The sequence below is a fragment of the Mycolicibacterium agri genome, assembly GCF_002553505.1.
GTDB classification, from domain to species: Bacteria; Actinomycetota; Actinomycetes; order Mycobacteriales; family Mycobacteriaceae; genus Mycobacterium; species Mycobacterium agri.
This window is the reverse complement of the sequence record NZ_PDCP01000102.1, coordinates 1-18,588: the sequence shown is the minus strand read 5'-3', so window position 1 is coordinate 18,588 and position 18,588 is coordinate 1. Positions and strand designations below refer to the sequence as shown.

Annotated in this window: 19 protein-coding genes; 7 read left to right on the top strand and 12 right to left on the bottom strand. The window is 67.3% G+C overall.

Features of this window, described 5'->3' with window-relative positions; translation table 11 throughout:
* Window positions 1–128 precede the first annotated feature (128 nt).
* A complete protein-coding gene (gene guaA, locus CQY20_RS29940) occupies window positions 129–1,688 on the bottom strand; it encodes a glutamine-hydrolyzing GMP synthase (protein ID WP_097944372.1) in 1,560 nt (519 codons plus the stop codon).
* 187 nt (window positions 1,689–1,875) lie between these two features.
* Between guaA and CQY20_RS29935 the strand changes: the two genes are divergently transcribed.
* Window positions 1,876–2,778 (top strand): DMT family transporter, encoded by a 903-nt coding sequence (locus tag CQY20_RS29935; protein ID WP_097944370.1) that lies wholly within the window; start codon window positions 1,876–1,878, stop codon window positions 2,776–2,778.
* 8 nt (window positions 2,779–2,786) lie between these two features.
* On the opposite strand, the gene phoU is transcribed toward CQY20_RS29935, so the two are convergent.
* The 3 genes from phoU to pdxR all read right to left on the bottom strand — a co-directional run bounded on the left by phoU (window position 2,787) and on the right by pdxR (window position 6,749).
* Window positions 2,787–3,446 (bottom strand): phosphate signaling complex protein PhoU, encoded by a 660-nt coding sequence (gene phoU, locus CQY20_RS29930; protein ID WP_097944368.1) that lies wholly within the window; start codon window positions 3,444–3,446, stop codon window positions 2,787–2,789.
* Window positions 3,447–3,522: 76 nt separating this feature from the next.
* Entirely contained in the window at window positions 3,523–5,259 is a 1,737-nt protein-coding gene (locus tag CQY20_RS29925; protein WP_097944367.1) for an FAD-dependent oxidoreductase, read from the bottom strand.
* 47 nt (window positions 5,260–5,306) lie between these two features.
* Window positions 5,307–6,749, bottom strand: coding sequence for a MocR-like pyridoxine biosynthesis transcription factor PdxR (gene pdxR / locus CQY20_RS29920; protein WP_097944366.1), 1,443 nt, complete (start codon window positions 6,747–6,749; stop codon window positions 5,307–5,309).
* 97 nt (window positions 6,750–6,846) lie between these two features.
* Here pdxR and CQY20_RS29915 point away from each other — a divergent pair, with 97 nt between their 5' ends.
* The 4 genes from CQY20_RS29915 (at window position 6,847) to CQY20_RS29900 (ending at window position 9,213) form a co-directional block, all read left to right on the top strand.
* Window positions 6,847–7,077 carry a hypothetical protein gene (locus CQY20_RS29915; RefSeq protein ID WP_097944365.1) on the top strand — a complete coding sequence of 77 codons (231 nt, stop codon included), beginning with the start codon at window positions 6,847–6,849 and terminating at the stop codon, window positions 7,075–7,077.
* Complete coding sequence (locus CQY20_RS29910; protein WP_097944363.1) at window positions 7,077–7,679, top strand: SDR family oxidoreductase; 603 nt, start codon at window positions 7,077–7,079, stop codon at window positions 7,677–7,679. Before CQY20_RS29915 ends, CQY20_RS29910 begins: the two co-directional genes overlap by 1 nt.
* A gap of 13 nt (window positions 7,680–7,692) precedes the next feature.
* The gene (locus CQY20_RS29905) at window positions 7,693–8,232 is read left to right on the top strand and encodes an LOG family protein (RefSeq protein ID WP_097944361.1); all 540 of its coding nucleotides are present in this window, start codon (window positions 7,693–7,695) and stop codon (window positions 8,230–8,232) included.
* Window positions 8,233–8,343: 111 nt separating this feature from the next.
* Window positions 8,344–9,213, top strand: coding sequence for a hypothetical protein (locus CQY20_RS29900; RefSeq protein WP_133119162.1), 870 nt, complete (start codon window positions 8,344–8,346; stop codon window positions 9,211–9,213).
* Window positions 9,214–9,226: 13 nt separating this feature from the next.
* On the opposite strand, the gene CQY20_RS29895 is transcribed toward CQY20_RS29900, so the two are convergent.
* From CQY20_RS29895 to guaB, 3 genes are read right to left on the bottom strand one after another with little or no spacing between them, the layout of a single operon-like run.
* The gene (locus CQY20_RS29895; RefSeq protein ID WP_097944357.1) at window positions 9,227–10,207 is read right to left on the bottom strand and encodes an aldo/keto reductase; all 981 of its coding nucleotides are present in this window, start codon (window positions 10,205–10,207) and stop codon (window positions 9,227–9,229) included.
* 10 nt (window positions 10,208–10,217) lie between these two features.
* Complete coding sequence (locus CQY20_RS29890; RefSeq protein WP_174814749.1) at window positions 10,218–11,345, bottom strand: GuaB3 family IMP dehydrogenase-related protein; 1,128 nt, start codon at window positions 11,343–11,345, stop codon at window positions 10,218–10,220.
* 18 nt (window positions 11,346–11,363) lie between these two features.
* Window positions 11,364–12,905, bottom strand: a complete 1,542-nt coding sequence (guaB, locus tag CQY20_RS29885; RefSeq protein ID WP_097944353.1) for an IMP dehydrogenase — start codon at window positions 12,903–12,905, stop codon at window positions 11,364–11,366.
* Between the two features lie 144 nt (window positions 12,906–13,049).
* Between guaB and CQY20_RS29880 the strand changes: the two genes are divergently transcribed.
* Entirely contained in the window at window positions 13,050–13,454 is a 405-nt protein-coding gene (locus CQY20_RS29880; RefSeq protein ID WP_097944351.1) for a DUF5319 domain-containing protein, read from the top strand.
* Between the two features lie 42 nt (window positions 13,455–13,496).
* On the opposite strand, the gene CQY20_RS29875 is transcribed toward CQY20_RS29880, so the two are convergent.
* The 3 genes from CQY20_RS29875 to CQY20_RS29865 all read right to left on the bottom strand — a co-directional run bounded on the left by CQY20_RS29875 (window position 13,497) and on the right by CQY20_RS29865 (window position 16,279).
* On the bottom strand, window positions 13,497–14,846 hold the full coding sequence (locus CQY20_RS29875) for an anti-sigma-D factor RsdA (protein ID WP_097944349.1): 1,350 nt from the start codon (window positions 14,844–14,846) through the stop codon (window positions 13,497–13,499).
* Window positions 14,839–15,417 carry a sigma-70 family RNA polymerase sigma factor gene (locus CQY20_RS29870; protein ID WP_097944347.1) on the bottom strand — a complete coding sequence of 193 codons (579 nt, stop codon included), beginning with the start codon at window positions 15,415–15,417 and terminating at the stop codon, window positions 14,839–14,841. The genes CQY20_RS29875 and CQY20_RS29870 overlap by 8 nt, the downstream gene beginning before the upstream one ends.
* An 88-nt stretch (window positions 15,418–15,505) precedes the next feature.
* On the bottom strand, window positions 15,506–16,279 hold the full coding sequence (locus CQY20_RS29865) for a hypothetical protein (protein WP_097944345.1): 774 nt from the start codon (window positions 16,277–16,279) through the stop codon (window positions 15,506–15,508).
* A 405-nt stretch (window positions 16,280–16,684) separates the two neighbouring features.
* Between CQY20_RS29865 and CQY20_RS29860 the strand changes: the two genes are divergently transcribed.
* Window positions 16,685–16,975 (top strand): WhiB family transcriptional regulator, encoded by a 291-nt coding sequence (locus CQY20_RS29860; protein WP_097944343.1) that lies wholly within the window; start codon window positions 16,685–16,687, stop codon window positions 16,973–16,975.
* Between the two features lie 73 nt (window positions 16,976–17,048).
* Here CQY20_RS29860 and rraA read toward each other — a convergent pair whose 3' ends face one another.
* Together rraA and CQY20_RS29850 are read right to left on the bottom strand one after the other, a co-directional pair.
* A complete protein-coding gene (gene rraA, locus CQY20_RS29855; RefSeq protein WP_097944341.1) occupies window positions 17,049–17,528 on the bottom strand; it encodes a ribonuclease E activity regulator RraA in 480 nt (159 codons plus the stop codon).
* Between the two features lie 17 nt (window positions 17,529–17,545).
* The gene (locus tag CQY20_RS29850) at window positions 17,546–18,403 is read right to left on the bottom strand and encodes a LysR family transcriptional regulator (protein WP_097944339.1); all 858 of its coding nucleotides are present in this window, start codon (window positions 18,401–18,403) and stop codon (window positions 17,546–17,548) included.
* Window positions 18,404–18,588: the final 185 nt, after the last annotated feature.

Genomic DNA, 18,588 nt, shown 5'->3' with positions numbered 1-18,588 from the left:
AGAACTGACGCATAATCCAGGGATAAGCCTTCAGATACACAACAACCTCCAACAAGGTGGCTGTTGCAATCACCCCCTGAAATCGCCCCAGGAAAGAGCGGACATTAGCGTCTGCTCGCGCAGAAAGACTATTCCCATTCGATGGTGCCCGGCGGCTTGCTGGTGACATCCAGCACGACGCGGTTCACTTCGGACACCTCGTTGGTGATGCGGGTCGAAATGCGCTCGAGGACCTCGTAGGGCACCCGCGTCCAATCCGCGGTCATGGCGTCCTCGCTGGACACCGGCCGCAGCACGACGGGATGGCCGTAGGTGCGCCCGTCGCCCTGCACGCCGACCGATCGGATGTCGGCGAGCAGCACCACCGGGCACTGCCAGATCTGGTTGTCCAGACCGGCCGCGGTCAGTTCCTCACGGGTGATCGCGTCGGCGCTGCGCAGCGTCTCGAGCCGGTCGGCGGTCACCTCGCCGACGATCCGGATGGCCAGGCCGGGCCCCGGGAAGGGTTGCCGCGCAACGATTTCCTCGGGCAGGCCCAGTTCGCGCCCGACAGCGCGGACCTCGTCTTTGAACAGCAGCCGCAACGGCTCGACGAGCTTGAACTTCAGGTCGCCGGGCAGCCCACCGACGTTGTGGTGGCTCTTGATGTTGGCCGTGCCCGAACCGCCGCCGGACTCCACCACGTCGGGATACAGCGTGCCCTGCACCAGGAATTCGACGTCGGGTCCGTCGTCGCCGACGATGTCGCGCACCGCGCCCTCGAACGCGCGGATGAACTCGCGGCCGATGATCTTGCGTTTGCCCTCCGGGTTGGTCACCCCGGCCAGCGCCTGCAGGAACCGTTCGGCGGCGTCGACGGTCACGAGTTTGGCGCCGGTGGCCGCGACGAAGTCGCGTTGCACCTGAGCCCGCTCCCCGGCCCGCAGCAGGCCGTGGTCGACGAACACGCACGTCAACCGGTCGCCGATGGCGCGCTGCACCAGCGCGGCCGCGACCGCCGAGTCCACCCCGCCGGACAGCCCACAGATCGCCCTGCCGTCGCCGATCTGCTCGCGGACCTGTTCGACCAGGCTGTCGGCGATGTTGGCGGGCGTCCAGGTGGAATCGATGCCTGCGAACTCGTGCAGGAAGCGGCTGAGCACCTGCTGCCCGTGCGGGGTGTGCATCACCTCGGGGTGATACTGCACCCCGGCCAGTCGACGGGCCCGGTTCTCGAACGCCGCGACCGGCGCACCGGAGCTGGTGGCCACGACCTCGAAGCCGTCCGGCGCCGCGGTCACCGCGTCGCCGTGGCTCATCCACACCGGCTGCTTTTCGGGAAGATCCGAATGCAGTTGTCCCCCAGTCACATTCAGTTCGGTGCGGCCGTACTCGCTGGTGCCGGTGCGGGCCACGGTGCCCCCGAGGGTCTGCGCCATCGCCTGGAAGCCGTAGCAGATGCCGAACACCGGCACGCCGAGGTCGAACACGCCGGGATCGAGCTGCGGAGCCCCCTCCTCGTACACGCTGGCCGGTCCGCCCGACAGCACGATGGCCTGCGGGTCCTTGGCCTTGATCTCCTCGATGCCGGCGGTATGCGGGACGACCTCGGAGTACACCCGGGCTTCACGCACACGCCGCGCGATCAACTGCGCGTACTGCGCACCGAAATCGACCACCAGTACGGGGCGAGGGGATGAAGGGTGCACCTGATCAGTCTACGGGCGCAGGCCGCTACCGCCCGCCGGAGCGTCACCCCACCTCAGCGGGCCAGGCCGCCCGTCCACGCGACACTATGGAAGTACCTCTGCCCCTTGGCATCGTCGCGGGCCGCACGATTGTGGTTGGGTATCCCGGGGTAGCAGATAGGTTCGCAGATTCGTCGACAGGAGGCACATGCCGGAGTGGGTGGTCGTGGTGCTGGCCTTGGCGGCCGCGGTGACCTCGGCACTCGGGATCGTCATCCGTCAACGCGCGACGATCGAGATCCCTCCCGAAGAGGGCGTCACCACCACCATGTTCAGAAAGCTGCTGCGCAACCGCCTGTGGTGGGCGGGGACGGCGGTCGCGGCGTCCGGTTATGGCTTCCAAGCGCTGGCTTTGACGTGGGGCTCGCTGATCCTGGTGGCCCCGCTGTTGGTGTCGGCCCTGCTCTTCGCGTTGCCGATGAGCGCCCGGATGGCGCATCGCCGTGTCACCACCCACGACTGGGTGTGGGCGCTGATCCTGACGGTGGGACTGGCGATCTTCGTCACGCTGGCGCGGGTGCAGCACGGCGACTACCGCCCACCGCTGCTCGTGTCGATCACCGCGGCGGTCATCTGCGTGACGGTGGTGGGCGGTTGCATTGTCGGTGGCGCCCGCGCGCAGGGACGCAACCGCGCCCTGCTGATCGCCACGGCCGTCGGCGTCATGTTCGGCGCGGTCGCGGTGTTGACCAAGGTGACCGTGCAGCGGCTCAACGACGAGGGCGTATGGGGCATGCTGGTCGTGCCCGCCCCGTATCTGGTGGTCTTCCTCGGGGTGGCCGCAACGTTGTTGCAGCAGTCGGCATTTCACGCGGGCGCGTTGCAGACGTCGGTGCCGACGATGCTGGTGCTCGAGCCGTTGGTCGCGGTGTCGCTTGGCGTCGTCGTGCTCGGTGAGACGCTGGCGGTCACCGACCCGGTGCGGATCGGGCTGCTGGCGGCCGCAGTGCTGGCGATGGCGGCGGCGACGATCAGGCTCGGCCGCGACGAAGGCGCATTCGAGGAGCAGCTCGAAGCGGAGATCACGCACCGCACCGAGACGCCGACCTAGACGCGGCCTCAGGCCAGCTGTTTGTGCGTCGGCAGCCCCCCGGTCGCTTCGAACACCACGCGCCTGCCGATCTCCACGGCGTGGTCGGCGAACCGTTCGTAATAGCGGCCCAGCAGCGCGACGTCGACGGCCGAACACACTCCGTCTTGCCAATTGCGGTCGATCAGCAGCGTGAACAAATGCCGGTGCTCGGCGTCGACGGCGTCGTCCTCGGTCTCCAGGCGCGACGCCTTGCCGGAGTCGTTGCTGATCAGCACCTCCTGCGCGGTTCGCGCCAGCTTGACCGCTCGCGAGCCCATTTCGGCGAAGCTGGCGCGCACCTCGTCCGGTAAAGCGCAATCGGGGTGGCGCAACCGCGAGATGCTGGCGACGTGCACGGCGAGCGCGCCCATGCGTTCGATGTCGGCGCTGACGTGGATGGACCCGACGATCTTTCGCAGGTCACCGGCGACCGGGGCCTGCAGCGCGAGCAGTCTGAGGGCCGAGCTTTCGCTGCGCTGGCTCAAGGTCTTGAGCTGATCGTGGTCGGCGATCACCTGTTCGGCCAGCGTCAGGTCGGCCTCCAGCAGCGCCGTGGTGGCGTGCTCCATCGCGTCGGCGGCCAGCCCACACATCTCGCCGAGCTGGGCGCCGAGGCGGGAAAGCTCCTGATGGTAGGCGGTCCGCATGGCCCTTTCACCTCTTTCGCGCCGAAACCCTTCGCGACCCGGCGTGCCCTGTGCCTGTACCCGGTGTCGGCCCTAATCAACCGGCCGAACTGACCGGCGTGAACGGTGTCCAGCGCAGCGCGCCGGGGGCGTGGGCGGGCACGACCGGATTCTTCGGTTCGATCGGCGCGAGCCTGCGGTAGGGCTCGCCCTGGCGTGGCCGCAGGTCCTCTTCGCCCTTGTTCGGCCACAGCGACGCGGCCCGTTCGGCCTGCGCGGTGATGCTCAACGACGGGTTCACGCCCAGATTCGCCGAGATCGCGGCTCCGTCGACGACATAGAGGCTCGGATATCCGTAGACGCGGTGATACGGGTCGATGACACCGTGTTCGGGGCTGTCGCCGATGACCGCCCCGCCGAGGAAGTGCGCGGTCAGCGGGATGTTGAACAGCTCGCCCCAGGTGCCGCCCGCGACGCCGTCGATCTTTTCCGCCAGCCTGCGGGTGACCTCGTTGCCGACGGGGATCCACGTCGGGTTCGGTTCGCCGTGGCCCTGCTTGCTGACCATCCGGCGGAAGCCCAGCTTGGTGCGCTTGGTGTAGGTCGTGATCGAGTTGTCCAGGTGCTGCATGACCAGCGCGATCATGGTCCGCTCGCTCCAGCGTCGCGGGTTGAGCAACCGCAGCATCTTCTTGGGGTCCTTGCGCGCCTGGTCGAGCAGTTGGCGCCAGCGCGGCACGTCGGTGCCCTCGGGTCCGGCGCCGTCGGTCATCAGGGTCTGCAGCAGACCCATCGCGTTGGAGCCCTTGCCGTATCGAACCGGCTCGATGTGGGTGTCGGGCGTGGGGTGGATCGACGACGTGATGGCGACGCCGTGGGTGAGGTTGAGGTCATCGCGCACCTCCAGGCGACCGGCGCCGACGATCGACTCGGAGTTGGTGCGGGTGAGCACGCCGAGCCTGGGCGAGAGCTTGGGTAGGTTGCCGCGGTCGCGCATCTTGAACAAGAGCTTCTGGGTGCCGAACGTGCCTGCCGCCAGGATCAGGTTGGTGGCGGTGAAGGTGCGCCGGTTGCGCCGCAGCGCCCGTCCGGTGTGGACGGTCTTGACCTCCCACAGGCCGTCGGGCCGCTGCTTGAAGCCGGTCACCGTGGTCATCGGATGTACTTGCGCCCCAGCGCGTTCCGCAAGCCCGAGGTAGTTCTTGACGAGGGTGTTCTTGGCGCCGTAGCGGCAGCCCGTCATGCAGGATCCGCATTCGATGCAGCCGGTGCGGTCGGGACCGACACCGCCGAAGTAAGGGTCGAGGACAGTCTTGCCCGGCGCCTTGGTGCCGTTGGGGCCGAAGAAGACGCCGACGGGCGTGGGCACGAACGTGTCGCCGACTCCCATCTCGTCGGCGACCTCCTTCATCACCTTGTCGGCGTCGGTGAAGGTCGGGTTCTGGACCACGCCGAGCATGCGCTGCGCCTGCTCGTAGTGCGGCATCAGCTCAGCGCGCCAGTCGGAGATGTGTCTCCACTGCGCGTCGTTGAAGAACGGGTCCGGCGGCACGTACAGCGTGTTGGCGTAGTTCAGCGACCCGCCGCCCACGCCTGCGCCGGCCAGGATCATGACGTTGCGGAGCAGGTGGATCCGCTGGATGCCGTACATGCCGAGCTTCGGCATCCACAGAAACTTCCGCAGATTCCATGAGGTCTTGGCGAACTCTTCGTCGGCGAAGCGGCGGCCGGCCTCGAGCACGCCCACCTGGTAGCCCTTCTCAGTGAGCCGCAACGCGGAAACACTGCCCCCGAACCCCGAGCCAATGATCAAAACGTCATAGTCAGGCTTCATCGCACCAGTATGAACTTACCCGTCGGTAACCACTAGTCAGGGTGGCCTTAGCCCGAGGTCAGCACGCTGCACAGGGCGTCCAGCGCACCTGCCCATGCGCTGTCCGAGGGGCCGGCGTAGCCGACTACCAGTGCGTCTCTTCCGCGCATATGATCGCCCGTCCCCGCGACGTCGTACCGGAACTCCGCCATCCCGCTGACCGCCAAGCCGCGGGAGGCCGCCGCCCGCACCACCGAGCGCTCGGTGCCCCGCGGAAGTTCGAGGACCGCCTGCAACCCCGCGGCCATCCCCGTCACTCGGATCGCGGGCGCCCGCTGCGCTACCGCGGCGACCAACTGGTCGCGGCGGCGTCGGTAGCGAAGACGCATTGAGCGGACGTGGCGGTCGTAGCCACCCGACGCGATGAACTGCGCGAGTGTCAGCTGTTCCAGCAAGCTGGAGTGATCGACGGGACCCTTGGCGGCCACCACCTCAGGGACGAGCTGCTCGGGCAGCACCATCCAGGCCAGCCGCAGACCTGGAGCCAGCGACTTGCTCGCCGACCCGAAATACACCACCCGGTCGGGGTCGAGGCCTTGCAGCGCGCCAACCGGCCTGCGGTCGTATCTGAACTCCCCGTCATAGTCGTCTTCCAGAATCAGGCCGCCGGTGGTGCGCGCCCAGTCGATGGCGGCTGTCCGCCGGTCGGCACGCAACTCGACTCCGGTCGGATACTGATGCGCCGGCGTCAACAACACCGCCCCGACAGCGCCCAGTTGCGCCAATCCGTCGGTGCGCGCGCCATATTCGTCGACGGGCAGCGGAGGAGTGTTCAGCTCGGCGCTCGCCAGCACGTCGCGATAGATCCCGAAGCCGTAGGACTCAACGGCCACCGACCGCGCCCCTCGCGCCTTAAGTGTCTGAGCCATCAAAGTCAGACCGTGGTGGAAGCCCGAGCAAAGAACGATTCGCTCCGGCGTGGCGTTCACCCCGCGGGCGCGCGCGAGATATTCCGCGAGCACGGTGCGCAGCTCTACCCGGCCCGCGACGTCGCCGTACCCGAAGGCGTCATGGGGTGCCGCGCTCAGCGCGCGGCGGGCGGCGGCCAGCCATGCGGACCGCGGGAACTCCGCGAGATTCGGTGTGCCGGGCATCAGCTCGTAGGTCGGACGACGCGGGGTCGGCGTTGCACGCGCACCGCTGAGTGCACCGCGACGCGGCTCGGCCCGCAGCGCGACCCGCGTCCCAGACCCTTGTTGGGCGGCGAGCCAGCCTTCGGCGATCAGTTCGGCGTATGCGTCGGCGACGGTGTTGCGGGCGACGCCCAGGTCGGCGGCTAGCGCACGCGACGACGGAAGCCGGCTGCCCGGCGTTAGCCGTCCCATCCGCACGGCCTCACGGAGGGCATTCATCAGCCCAGTCCGCAGCCGGGGTCCCGACAGCTCCAGATGCAGGTCGGCACCAGCTCCCGACGATCCGTCATCGGACAAAGTGGCCCATGAATTCGCCATGAAACTGGACCATATACCTAAGCCACTTTGGACGTAGCGTCAGTGCTATCGAATCGGAATTCGTCCTGATCAGGGACGTCAACAAAGGAGCATGAGAATGAAATTCAAACCGACTTGGCCGGTGCTGGCGTCCGCACTGGTGGCCGCCGTGGGGCTTGCTTCGGCTCCGACGGCCGCAGCGGCTCCCGCACCGCTGCCGAAAATCTGCTTGGCGACCATTGCGGCAACGACGTGCCAGTCGCCGGGCAATGTCGAGATCACCGGCTCAACCCCGGCCATCGACTTCTATCCGTATGGCACCATGCCGTTCCTGCTCGGAGGCAACTGATGCGCATTTATCTCGCCGGCGCAACCGGAGTCATCGGAAGTCGCCTGGTGTCATTACTGATTGATGCGGGGCACACAGTCGCCGCGATGACGAGGTCAGCGAACAAGGCAGATTTGCTGGCCTCGATCGGCGCCCGGCCCGTCATCTGCGACGTGTTCGACCGCCCGGCGCTGACGAGCGCCGTACGTGGGTTCTCCCCCGATCTGGTGCTGCATGAGTTGACGGACCTTCCCGACAGACTGGCGGACCTGCCGACGGAATCGCTGCTCAATGCCCGCATCCGGCGCGAAGGCACTCGCAATCTCATCGACGCTGTGGCGGACGTGACACGGGTGAAGGTTGTCGCGCAAAGCGTCGCATGGGCGATGCGCCCAGGGCCGGAAGCAGCCGCGGCCGCATCTCTCGAAGAAGCCGTTCTGGCCACCGGTGGCGTCGTGCTGCGCTACGGCTTCTTCTACGGACCCGGCACCTATTTCGACGGGCAGCTGCCACCTGCGCCACGCGTACATATCGACGTCGCCGCCGCCCGCACGATCGAAGCACTCGACGCGCCGTCGGGCATCCTGACCGTGGTCGACGAAATCAGCGCGAGCCCAGCATAGTTCGATGTGTTCCATGAGAATCTGTGTTTTCCTCTCCGCCGCCGATCTCGCCGAGCGCTACTCGGGGCCCGCGCGCGAATTCGCCGAACTCATCGGGGGCCACGGTCACACCCTCGTCTGGGGCGGATCCGACACAGGTCTGATGAAGGTCGTCGCCGACGCGGTGCGGAAATCGGGTGGGCGGCTCGTCGGCGTCTCCGTCGAATTCCTCCGGGATGTGGCCCGCAAGGATGCCGACGAAATGGTGATCGCGAAGGATCTCGCCGAACGAAAAGCGCTGCTGCTGAACGGCTCTGACGCGATCGTGGTGATGCCCGGCGGGCTCGGCACCCTGGACGAGGCGACCGAGATTCTGGAACTGAGGAAACACCGGCGGCACAACAAACCAGTGGTCTTACTCAACACCGCAGGCTTCTACGACGGGCTCACAGTTCAACTGCGGCGGATGGAGGACGAGGGTTTCCTGCCGGTACCCGTCGCTGATTTGGTGTTCGTCGCCGAGGCGGGGGCCGATGCGCTGGCTTTCTTGGAGGCGTCCGTCGCCAACCGCTGATCGAGGGCTCATCCGCTTCGCCGGAACGGTCCGATTGTGTCCAAACCCGCACGTCAGCAACGTCGCGTGGCTACTATCCCGCGTTTACAGACGGCGCACAGGAGGGTTGCCATGTCACGCCCACTCGTCTCCACCTCGACTCCGCTGTACGCCCTCGCTACGGCGATGACCGCCGCGGGGCTGCTCGCCGTCACACCACCGCAGGCGCAGGCGGCCCCGTGCAACCAGTTCGCGTTCGACGGCCCGTTCGAGCTCGCAGGCAGCAAAGGATGGTGGGTGAAGTTCAACACGACAGGAACCACTCCCCGAACGTCGGCCACGGTGCACTTCGTCGACGGCGGCAAGGTGGACGGCACGATCATCGGCGGCTCCGTCCAGGGCAGGAAAGTCGATCTGTCCATCGTCTGGGGCGACAAGCCGAACAACATCTGGGACTTCCACGGCACCGTCGGCGACGACGGCCACGTCAACGACGGCGGCGAACAGCTGAGGAACATCCCCCCGGACTATGCGGGTGAGGTCGCGGCGTCCTGGCGGACCGTGACGCCGCTCAAGTGCATCGACGCGCCGGCACAGGCCAACACGGACACGGGCCCGGCGGCACCGCCGCCGCCGCCCCCGCCGCCGCCGCAGCCCGTCAAGTGCCCCGTCGGGTCGCCCGTCCCGGAGGTGCCGGCAGGCCAAACCTGCCCGGCGCCGAAGGACGCCATCCGGGTGACGTTCACGCGGGCGCCGCTGCAGTGGACGGTCAGCGTCACGAACTCCGCCGACATTGGCGGCAATTGCACCTACAACGCGACCGCCAACAACGGGACGCCGGGAGCGAGCAACAACTTCACCATCGCGCCCAAGGGGACTGCTAACTTCAATGTGCCTGCGCCGGCACCGTTTACGACCTACCGCGTCGTGACGTCATGCACGGGAACCTACGACGGTAAGCAGATCGAGTTCGGTCGTGACGAACAGAACGTGTCGCTTTGACGATCAGCTCGAGTCAGAAGTATGTGGGGTTCCGCGGGACGTAATGCCGTTCCAGCGCCTCGATCTCATCGGCGGTGAGTTCGATGTTCAGCGCAGCTACGGCGTCGGTTAAGTGGTGGGTTTTCGTCGTTCCCACGATCGGCGCGTCGACCACCGGGTTCTTCAGCACCCACGCGAGCGCGATCTGCGCCATCGGCACGCCGCGCTCGGAGGCGATGCGTTCGACGGCATCGACGATGTGGCGGTCGCTGTCGAGCCAGAGCGGTCGGCCACTGAAATCGGTGTCGGGGTTGCGTTCCGCCCGCGCCGACGACTGCTGGCCCCACGGTCGCGTCACCCGACCGGCCGCCAAGGGACTCCAGGGAATGGCACCCACGCCCTGATCCGCGAGGAGACCGAACATTTCGCGCTCCTCCTCGCGGTAGATGAGGCTGTACTGATTCTGCATCGAGATGAACTTCGTCCAGCCGTGCAGTTCGGCGGTGTGCTGCATCTTCGCGAACTGCCATGCCCACATCGACGACGCCCCGATGTAGCGGGCCTTGCCCGCGGTGACGACGTCGTGCAGGGCCGCCATCGTCTCCTCGACCGGGGTTTCGGGGTCGAAGCGGTGAATCTGATAGAGGTCGATGTAGTCGGTGCCGAGCCGGGTCAACGACCCGTCGATCTGCTCCATCACCGCCTTGCGGGACAGGCCGGAGCCGCCGGGGCCGGAATGCATTGGCAGGCATAGCTTGGTGGCCAGCACGATGTCGTCGCGACGGACGTACTTGCGGATCGCCCGGCCGACGATTTCCTCGGAGCTGCCAAGGCCGTAGATGTTGGCGGTGTCCCACAGCGTGATGCCGAGCTCGACGGCCTGCCGGAAGAACGGCTGGGCGTCCTCCTCGCTCAACGTCCACGGCGTGATCTCGGTCGGCACACCGAAACTCATGCAGCCGAACGCAATTCGGCTGACCTTCAGGTCCGAAGACCCCAGTCGTGTGTACTGCACTGCGCTCCGATCAGCTGCCGACGGTCAAACCGACCTTCTGGAACTCCTTGAGGTCGCAGTAGCCGGCCTTGGCCATCGACCTGCGCAGGCCGCCGACGAGGTTCAGCGAGCCGAACGGGTCGTCGGAGGGGCCGATGAGCACCTGCTCCAGCGAGGGCCGCTCCCCGACGGCCACTTGCAGCAGGGCGCCGCGCGGCAGTGACGGGTGGGCCGCCGCGGCGGGCCAGAACCAGCCCTCCCCCATCGCCTCGGCCGCCAACGCCAACGGGGTGCCGAGCACGACGGCGTCGGCGCCGCAGGCGATCGCCTTGGCCAGATCACCGGAGGTGTGAATGTCGCCGTCGGCCAACACATGTACGTAGCGGCCGCCGGTTTCGTCGAGATACTCGCGGCGGGCCGCGGCGGCGTCGGCGATCGCGGTCGCCATCGGCACGCTGATGCCGAGCACCTCGTCGCTGGTGGTCACGCCACTGGTGGAGCCGTAACCGACAATGACGCCCGCCGCGCCGGTCCGCATCAGGTGCAGCGCGGTGCGGTGATCCAGCACGCCGCCTGCGACGACCGGCACGTCGAGTTCGGAGATGAACGTCTTGAGGTTCAGCGGCTCACCGTCGCTGGCGACGCGTTCGGCCGACACGATCGTGCCTTGAATGACAAGCAGATCGATGCCAGCCGCGACCAGTGCCGGTGTCAGAGCTTGGGCGTTCTGCGGGCTGACCCGCACGGCGGTGGTCACCCCGGCCTCACGGATGCGCGCGACGGCCGCGCCAAGCAGGTCGGGATCCAGCGGCGCCGAATGTAGTTGCTGCAGAAGGCGAATGGCGGCTGCGGGCTCGGGCTCCTTCTCCGCGGCCTCGACGACTTGAGTGATCTTCGATTGCACATCGGCATGCCTGCCGATGAGGCCTTCGCCGTTCAGCACGCCCAGCCCACCGAGGCGGCCCAACTCGATGGCGAACTCCGGCGACACCAGCGCGTCGGTGGGATGGCTGAGCACCGGAATCTCGAAGCGGTACGCGTCGAGTTGCCACGCGGTCGACACGTCCTTGCTGGACCGTGTGCGCCGGGACGGAACGATGTTGATGTCTTCGAGTTCGTAAGTGCGGCGGGCAGTTCGGCCCATCCCGATTTCGACCATGTCGCGCATGCGTACTCGCTAGCGGGTGTAGTAGTTCGGCGCTTCGACGGTCATCGTGATGTCGTGCGGGTGGCTCTCCTTCAGCCCGGCCGGAGTGACTCGCACAAACTGCGCCTGCTGCAACTGTTCGATGGTCGCCGAACCCGTGTAGCCCATCGCTGCCCGCAGGCCGCCGGTGAGCTGGTGGATCACGGTCGACAGCGGGCCGCGGAACGGCACTCGGCCCTCGATGCCCTCAGGCACCAGCTTGTCCTCGCTGAGCGCATCATCTTGGAAATAGCGGTCTTTCGAGTACGACTTCGCGTCGCCGCGGTTCTGCATCGCACCGAGCGAGCCCATGCCGCGGTAACTCTTGAACTGTTTGCCGTTGACGAAAATCAGCTCACCGGGCGCCTCGGCAGTACCGGCCAGCAGCGAACCAAGCATCGCCGTCGACGCGCCCGCGGCAAGCGCCTTGGCGATGTCGCCGGAGTACTGCAGTCCGCCGTCGGCGATGACCGGCACGCCGTGCGGAGCGCACGCCGCGACGGCTTCCAGGATCGCGGTGATCTGAGGTGCGCCGACGCCGGCGACCACGCGGGTGGTGCAGATGGAACCCGGACCGACGCCGACCTTCACCGCGTCGGCACCGGCCTCGACCAGGGCGGCGGCAGCGGCGCGGGTGGCCACGTTTCCGCCGATCACGTCGACCCGGTGACCGAGTTCCCGCTTGAGGTTGCTGACCATGTCCAGCACGAGGCGATTGTGTGCGTGTGCGGTGTCGACGACGAGCACGTCCGCTCCGGCGTCGGCCAACGTCATCGCCCGCGTCCACGCGTCGGGACCGACTCCGACGGCCGCGCCGACCAGCAGCCTGCCGTCGCTGTCCTTGGTGGCCAGCGGGTGCTGCTCGGTCTTGACGAAATCCTTGACGGTGATCAGCCCGGTCAGCCGGCCGTGTCCGTCGATGATCGGCAGCTTCTCAATCTTGTTGCGGCGCAACAACCCTAGTGCCGCGTCGGCGGTGACACCCTCGCGAGCGGTGATCAGCGGGGCCTTGGTCATCACCTCGGACACCGGCTTGTTCTGATCCACCTCGAAACGCATGTCGCGATTGGTGATGATGCCGACGAGCGCGCCGGTGTCGTCGACGACGGGGAGGCCCGAGATCCGATACCGCGCACACATCGCGTCGACCTCGGCCAGCGTGTTGTCCGGCGAACAGGTGACCGGATCGGTGACCATGCCCGCTTCCGAGCGCTTGACCGTCTCCACCTGACCGGCCTGCTCGGCGACGGGGAGGTTGCGGTGCAACACACCCATGCCGCCCGCGCGGGCCATCGCGATCGCCATCCGCGCCTCGGTGACGGTGTCCATCGCCGAGCTGACCAACGGCACCTTCAACCGGATCCGCCGGGTCAGTTGACTCGAGGTGTCTGCCGAGGCGGGCACCACGTCGGAGGCGGCAGGCAGCAGCAGCACGTCGTCGAACGTCAACCCCAGCATCGCGACTTTGGTGGGGTCGTCTCCGCCGGTCGGCACCGGAACGGCGACGGGAATGTCGCTTTCTGCGATCGACATGGGTGTGGGCCTCCATCGGAGAAGAGCTAGACAACTATCTTATCGGCATTGCCCGCAAGAACTCGGTCGCACGCGCTCCTGCGGATCGCCAGCTAGCCGGGCAACCGCTAGCGCGATACCTGGGAGGCTGCGTAGGGTAGAACCGTGCGAGACCACCTGCCGCCTGGTTTGCCGCCGGACCCGTTCGCCGATGACCCGTGCGACCCCTCGGGAGCGCTCGACGCCCTCGAGCCCGGTCAGCCGCTCGACCCGCAGGAACGCACCGCCGTCGAAGCCGACCTCGCTGACCTCGCCGTCTATGAGGCGCTTCTGGCGCACAAAGGGATTCGTGGCCTGGTCGTCTGCTGCGACGAATGCCAGCAGGACCACTACCACGACTGGGACATGCTGCGCGCCAACCTGCTGCAGCTCCTCGTCGACGGCACCGTGCGCCCGCACGAGCCGGCCTACGACCCTGAGCCGGACGCGTACGTGACCTGGGATTACTGCCGCGGCTATGCGGATGCCTCCCTCAACGAGGCGACGTCGGACTCCGACGGATATCGCTGAACTCTGTCTGACGCTGTCAGCGTCTGACGCTGTCTGACGCCGTCAGTTCCCGCGCTTGGGCTTCTGACCCGGTTGACCCGGTATCGGCGGAATCGTCGTCGTGATTTCCACCCGCGGCTTCTCCTGCCCAGGGGCTGGCCCCGGGGGCGCCTTCGGTGCGGGTATCACCGGCGCTTCTTGCGCGGGCAGATCCGGTAGCGGAATCGGTGCAGGCGCTTCCTGCTTTGGCGGTACCACCTGCTTCGGCGGCTGCTGCTGGGGCGGTGCCTCCTGCTTCGGGGGTGCGTCCTGCTTCGGCGGTGCGTCCTGTTTGGGCGGCGCCTCCTGCTTGGGCGGCGAATCCGGCGCGGGTTCGGAGTCGTCCGGAGCAGGCCGCGGCGCCGGCTTGGGTTGCGGCTTCGGCTCGTCCGGCTTGGGCGCGGGACCGGGATTCGGCAGCTGGTCGCCAGGCTTCGGCAGCGGCTTGGGCTCGTCGGATTCGGGTTCCCCAGGCGCGGGCGCAGGCAGCGGCTTCGGGCCGGGCTGCTGACCAGGCAGAGGTTTGGGCGCCTCGTCAACCCTGTCGGGCAGCGGCTTGGGCAGCGGCAGCGGCGGCAGCGAGATGTCCGGCAACGGCACACCGGGTACGCCCGACCCTGGCGGTGGCAGCGACGGGATGCCCGGGCCGAACAGCGGCGGAAGCTGCGGAAGCTGACCCGGCCCGCCCGGCGGCGGCGCGACCGGCAACTGCGGCAACGGCGGCACCACGACCTCGGGCGCCAGCGGCTGCACGGGCGCCGAGGCAGGCACGGTCGCGTTCGGGTCGCGGGTCTCGACCTTGACCGTCAGCTGTTCCAGCTGCTGGCGCAGCTCCTCCTGCTTCTGCGGATCCTCGACGGTCTGCACCGTCGAGGTGACGGTCTGCAGCTTCTGCTGCGCGGCGTTCCAATCGCCCTGCTCGATGAGCTGCTGGACCTGTTGCATCTCGGTCTGCGCGGCAAGCGCCACCTTGTCGTCGCGGGTGACCTGCTGCTCGCCGAACAGCGACACCCGCAGCCCGTAGAGGGCGTCGCCGGGAGCCGCGCTGTAGACGATGGCGCCGAAGCCGCCGAGGCATAGCATCGCCGCGGCGACCGAGCCGACGACGGCCATCGACATCCGCGCCCGACGGCGGCCCGCCAGGGCACGCTGCAGGACGATCTCGGCATCATGTTGGGTGGCAACATTTCTCGCCGGCGGCCGGCGCACCTCGTCGCGCCAGCCTGCCATCAGGTTGGCCAGTTCGGCGTCGGCCGGATCGGTGGCGTACACCGGCTGCTCAGAGGCAAGCGCGTCGAGATAGCGGTCCGTGCGCGCGATAGCGTTCAGCGACGGATCGCCTCCGCTCGTTCCCCAACGACTGAAGTCAGGCATGATCGTGCCCCGTTGCGATGATCTCCGCCTTCAACCGCGCCAATGCGCGATGCTGTGCCACCCGCACGGCCCCGGCCGTGCTGCCCACCGCTTCCGCGGTCTCCTCTGCACTCATCCCGACGACCACGCGCAGGATCAGGATCTCCCGCTGCTTCTCCGGCAGGATCGCCAGCAGCTTGTTCATCCGCTCCGCGGCCTCGCCTTCGAGAGCCATCTGTTCAGGACCGGCGTCCGCGGAGTAACGCTCGGGCACGACGTCCATCGGGTCCGAGCGGTTCCTGGCGGCCGCGCGATGCGCGTCAGCAACCTTGTGCGCAGCGATGCCGTATACAAAGGCCAGGAACGGTCGTCCCTGATCCTTGTAGCGCGGCAGCGCCGTGATGGCGGCCAAGCACACCTCCTGGGCAATATCGTCTGCAGAGAGACCGCTCCGTTCGGCCGTCCCCACCCTGGCTCGGCAATATCGGACAACGATCGGACGGATGGTCTCCAGCACTTCCCGAAGAGCGTCCCGGTTGCCCGCCACGGCTTCAGCAACGACAGCATCGAGACGTTCTCCCGAAATTGTCATCGGTGAAGCTCTCTCCAGCGTTACTAATGGGACAGATGGCGCTTAGCTACCTGGGCTAAACACTAGCTATCGCCCGACACGGATCAGGTCAGCGACCAAACAACACGCCGCCACGGCGCCGCACGGTATCAGCGCACTCGCCGCGAATTCCAACGACTTCTTCAGCCGTGTGGTTCCCGCTGCCGATTTCGGCCAGTAGTGACGCCGTGGCCCACGCGAGCGGGACGAGGCCCAGCCGAAGCGTCGCCGTCAGCGCCGAATCAGCTAACGCGCGCGACCGCTCGATCTGGCCGTCACTGCACAGCGCGGCCGCCAGCACGACGTCGGACTTGGCGCGGTGGCGCGCGGAGCCGAACGCCTCGGCGTGGGCAACGGCTTGTTCGGCGTGCCGGACCGCCGCCGCGCCATCTCCGATCGCCATTGCCAGCTCGGCCGACACCCATGCAAGCCGTACCGCCAAGCGGCCGGGTGCGTCGTCGAGCAGATCCCGCGCGCCCGCCAACGCCGCGGCCGAGGCCGCGAACCTGCCCACGCCGAGCGCGTCGGCGGCCAGCCCGATCAATGCGTCGCACCGCGCCTCGTCGTCATGATCACCGGCCACCGCGAGCGCATGGCCGTCCCAGCCGCGGGCCTTGTCGTGCCAGCCGAGTTGGCGCAGAAACGACGCCTGGGTGCTGTGTGCAAGAGACACCAACGCGCCGACGCGATGCGCCCGCCGCAGCGTGGCCAGGTCGGCGTAGGCGCCCGCGTAACGGCCCTGCCCGCCGGCGACCACGGCGCGCAGCCACAGCTCCTCTGGAGTGCTCGCCGCGGGCAGCGGCCAGCGCCCGGGGTCGTCGCCGAAAGCGGCGTTGGCGATCATCAGCCGCAGACGCTATCAATTGCGGGATACGTGGCGCGCCGACATAAAATTCCTATGGTTAACAGTTCGTGCGCGCCACGTTACGAACATGTCAACTGCCTCTTGGTCGCGGGTGGAAGCCGTTGCGACACAGGTGTAAGCGAACTGCGGAAATGCGAGTCGTCGTGGCTGCCCGTGCGATTGGCTACCACTCTTGTCGTTGCGTGCGGGTCGTATCGATGAACGTGATGTAAATTCTGAGCCTGCGGATATGCACTTGAGCACATGATCGGCCTATTGACGGCTTTTGCTAAGCCCCCCTACTTTGTCTGCACGAGTAGTCATCGGCGACTTGTGCTCGGATCGGTTCCATGACTCACGCACCCGTGAGGTCCCCAAATCGGTGCGTAGAGAGGGGTTTTCCACATGCCACAGCCGCAGCAGCTACCGGGACCCAATGCCGACATTTGGGATTGGCAGATGCACGGTCTTTGCCGGGGAGTCGATTCGTCGGTGTTTTTCCATCCCGATGGCGAGCGCGGCCGGGCCCGCGCGCAGCGGGAGATGCGCGCCAAAGAGATGTGTCGGCGGTGCCCGGTGATCGCTCAATGCCGCTCGCACGCACTCGCAGTCGGTGAGCCTTACGGCATCTGGGGCGGCCTGTCCGAGTCCGAGCGTGAGTTGCTGCTGAAACGAGGCATTCGCCGCGCCTCCTGACCAAGCAATCTTAGAAAGAACTTCTGTAGAGGCCCCGCCCGTCATCGGGTCGGGGCTTTCTATCGGCTGGGGGCTATGTCTCGTCGGGGATCGCGGCGGGATTGGGCCAGTCGCGCCCGAGAAGGGTGGCAGGACCGATCACGATTCCATCGGAGTCACTGACCAAGATCGCGCCGGGCGTGAAGAGCGCACCGCCGAAGCTGACCAGAACGCCTCGCTCGCCCGTCGCCTCCTTGCGACTGCGCCGTGGGTTCGACCCCAATGCATTGATGCCGATCGGGATAGAAGACAGTGCGTCTACATCCCGCACCGCGCCGTTGATGACGACGCCCGCCCAGCCGTTGCGGTACGCCTTGAGCGCCATGTCGTCTCCGAGCATGGCGCACCGCGTGACTCCCTCGGTGTCGACGACGATGACGCGGCCTTCGCCGGGTTCGGCGATGATGTCCTTCAAGATTCGGTTGTCCTCCCGAGATCTGAAAGTCACTATCTCACCGGCGAATTCACGTAGGACGACGATTAGCTTGCGAGCACCGGCTGTGGTAGCGAGCATCCGTCGTCTCGCTAGTTTCAGTCCTCGCCTGACGCGACCTGCGCGAGGAACGCGCGCGCCGGCCCGGATGCGCTCGCGGACACGGCAATACCGAGGCTGCGCACGGTCTCGGGCACCAACGGCCGCACCACGACGCCTGGCACCTCGGGCAGCCCGTCGCGCGGCAGAATGCTCACCCCGAGGCCGGCCCGCACGATCTCCAGCGTCGCCGGGATCTCCCGCGCTTCAAACGCCAGGTCGAACTGCACGCCGAGTCGGCGCGCGATCGGCATGAACACCTCGGCGCAGCCCCCCGTTCCGCGGACGAAGGGCTCCCTGGCCAAGTCCGTATAGCCGACGCTGTCCTCGGCGGCCAGCCGACTGTCGGCGGGCACGAGGGCCACCAAGACCTGATCACCGAGGGGCGCGACCTCGAGGCCCCTGGCGGGCAGCCTGACCACACCGGCCTCGACCACACCCTGGTCCAGCCAGTCGCGCACCTCTTCCTCGCTGCCCTCGAGCTGGCGGATGGTCACGGCGGGATGGCGTCGGACGAACCTCTGCAGTTGCGGTGCCACGAGCGCGGCGGTCGCTGTCGGCAGACTCGCCAGGCTCAGCGTTCCGGTGACGTCACCGGCCAAGCCGGCCACCTCGGTGCGCATCAATGTCAACTGCCGAACGGCTTCTCGCGCATGTCGTAGCGCGACCGAACCTGCTTCGGTCAAGGACAGCCCGTCGCGGCGGCGAACGAACAACGGCAGCCCCACCTCCTTTTCGAGTGCGGCGATGGTGCGGCTGACCGCAGGCTGCGACAGCCCGAGCCGCCGTCCCGCCGCCGTGAAGCCGCCGAGGTCCGCCACCGTCAGAAACGTGTTGAGCTGCAGCAAGGTCGTCATCGGCGCCCCATATCGATCACGTGATGCGGCATATCAAAAACGTTATGAACACATCACTTGAGAAAACGTTGAAGTAATCGTAGGCCTGACTGTCGGGCCTGGCGAAGGAGATTCTCAATGACGTTGTCAAGCGGCCGCAGCAGTAGTTGTGGGCTGGTAGACGGCGTGGTCGCGGAGCATTGCCC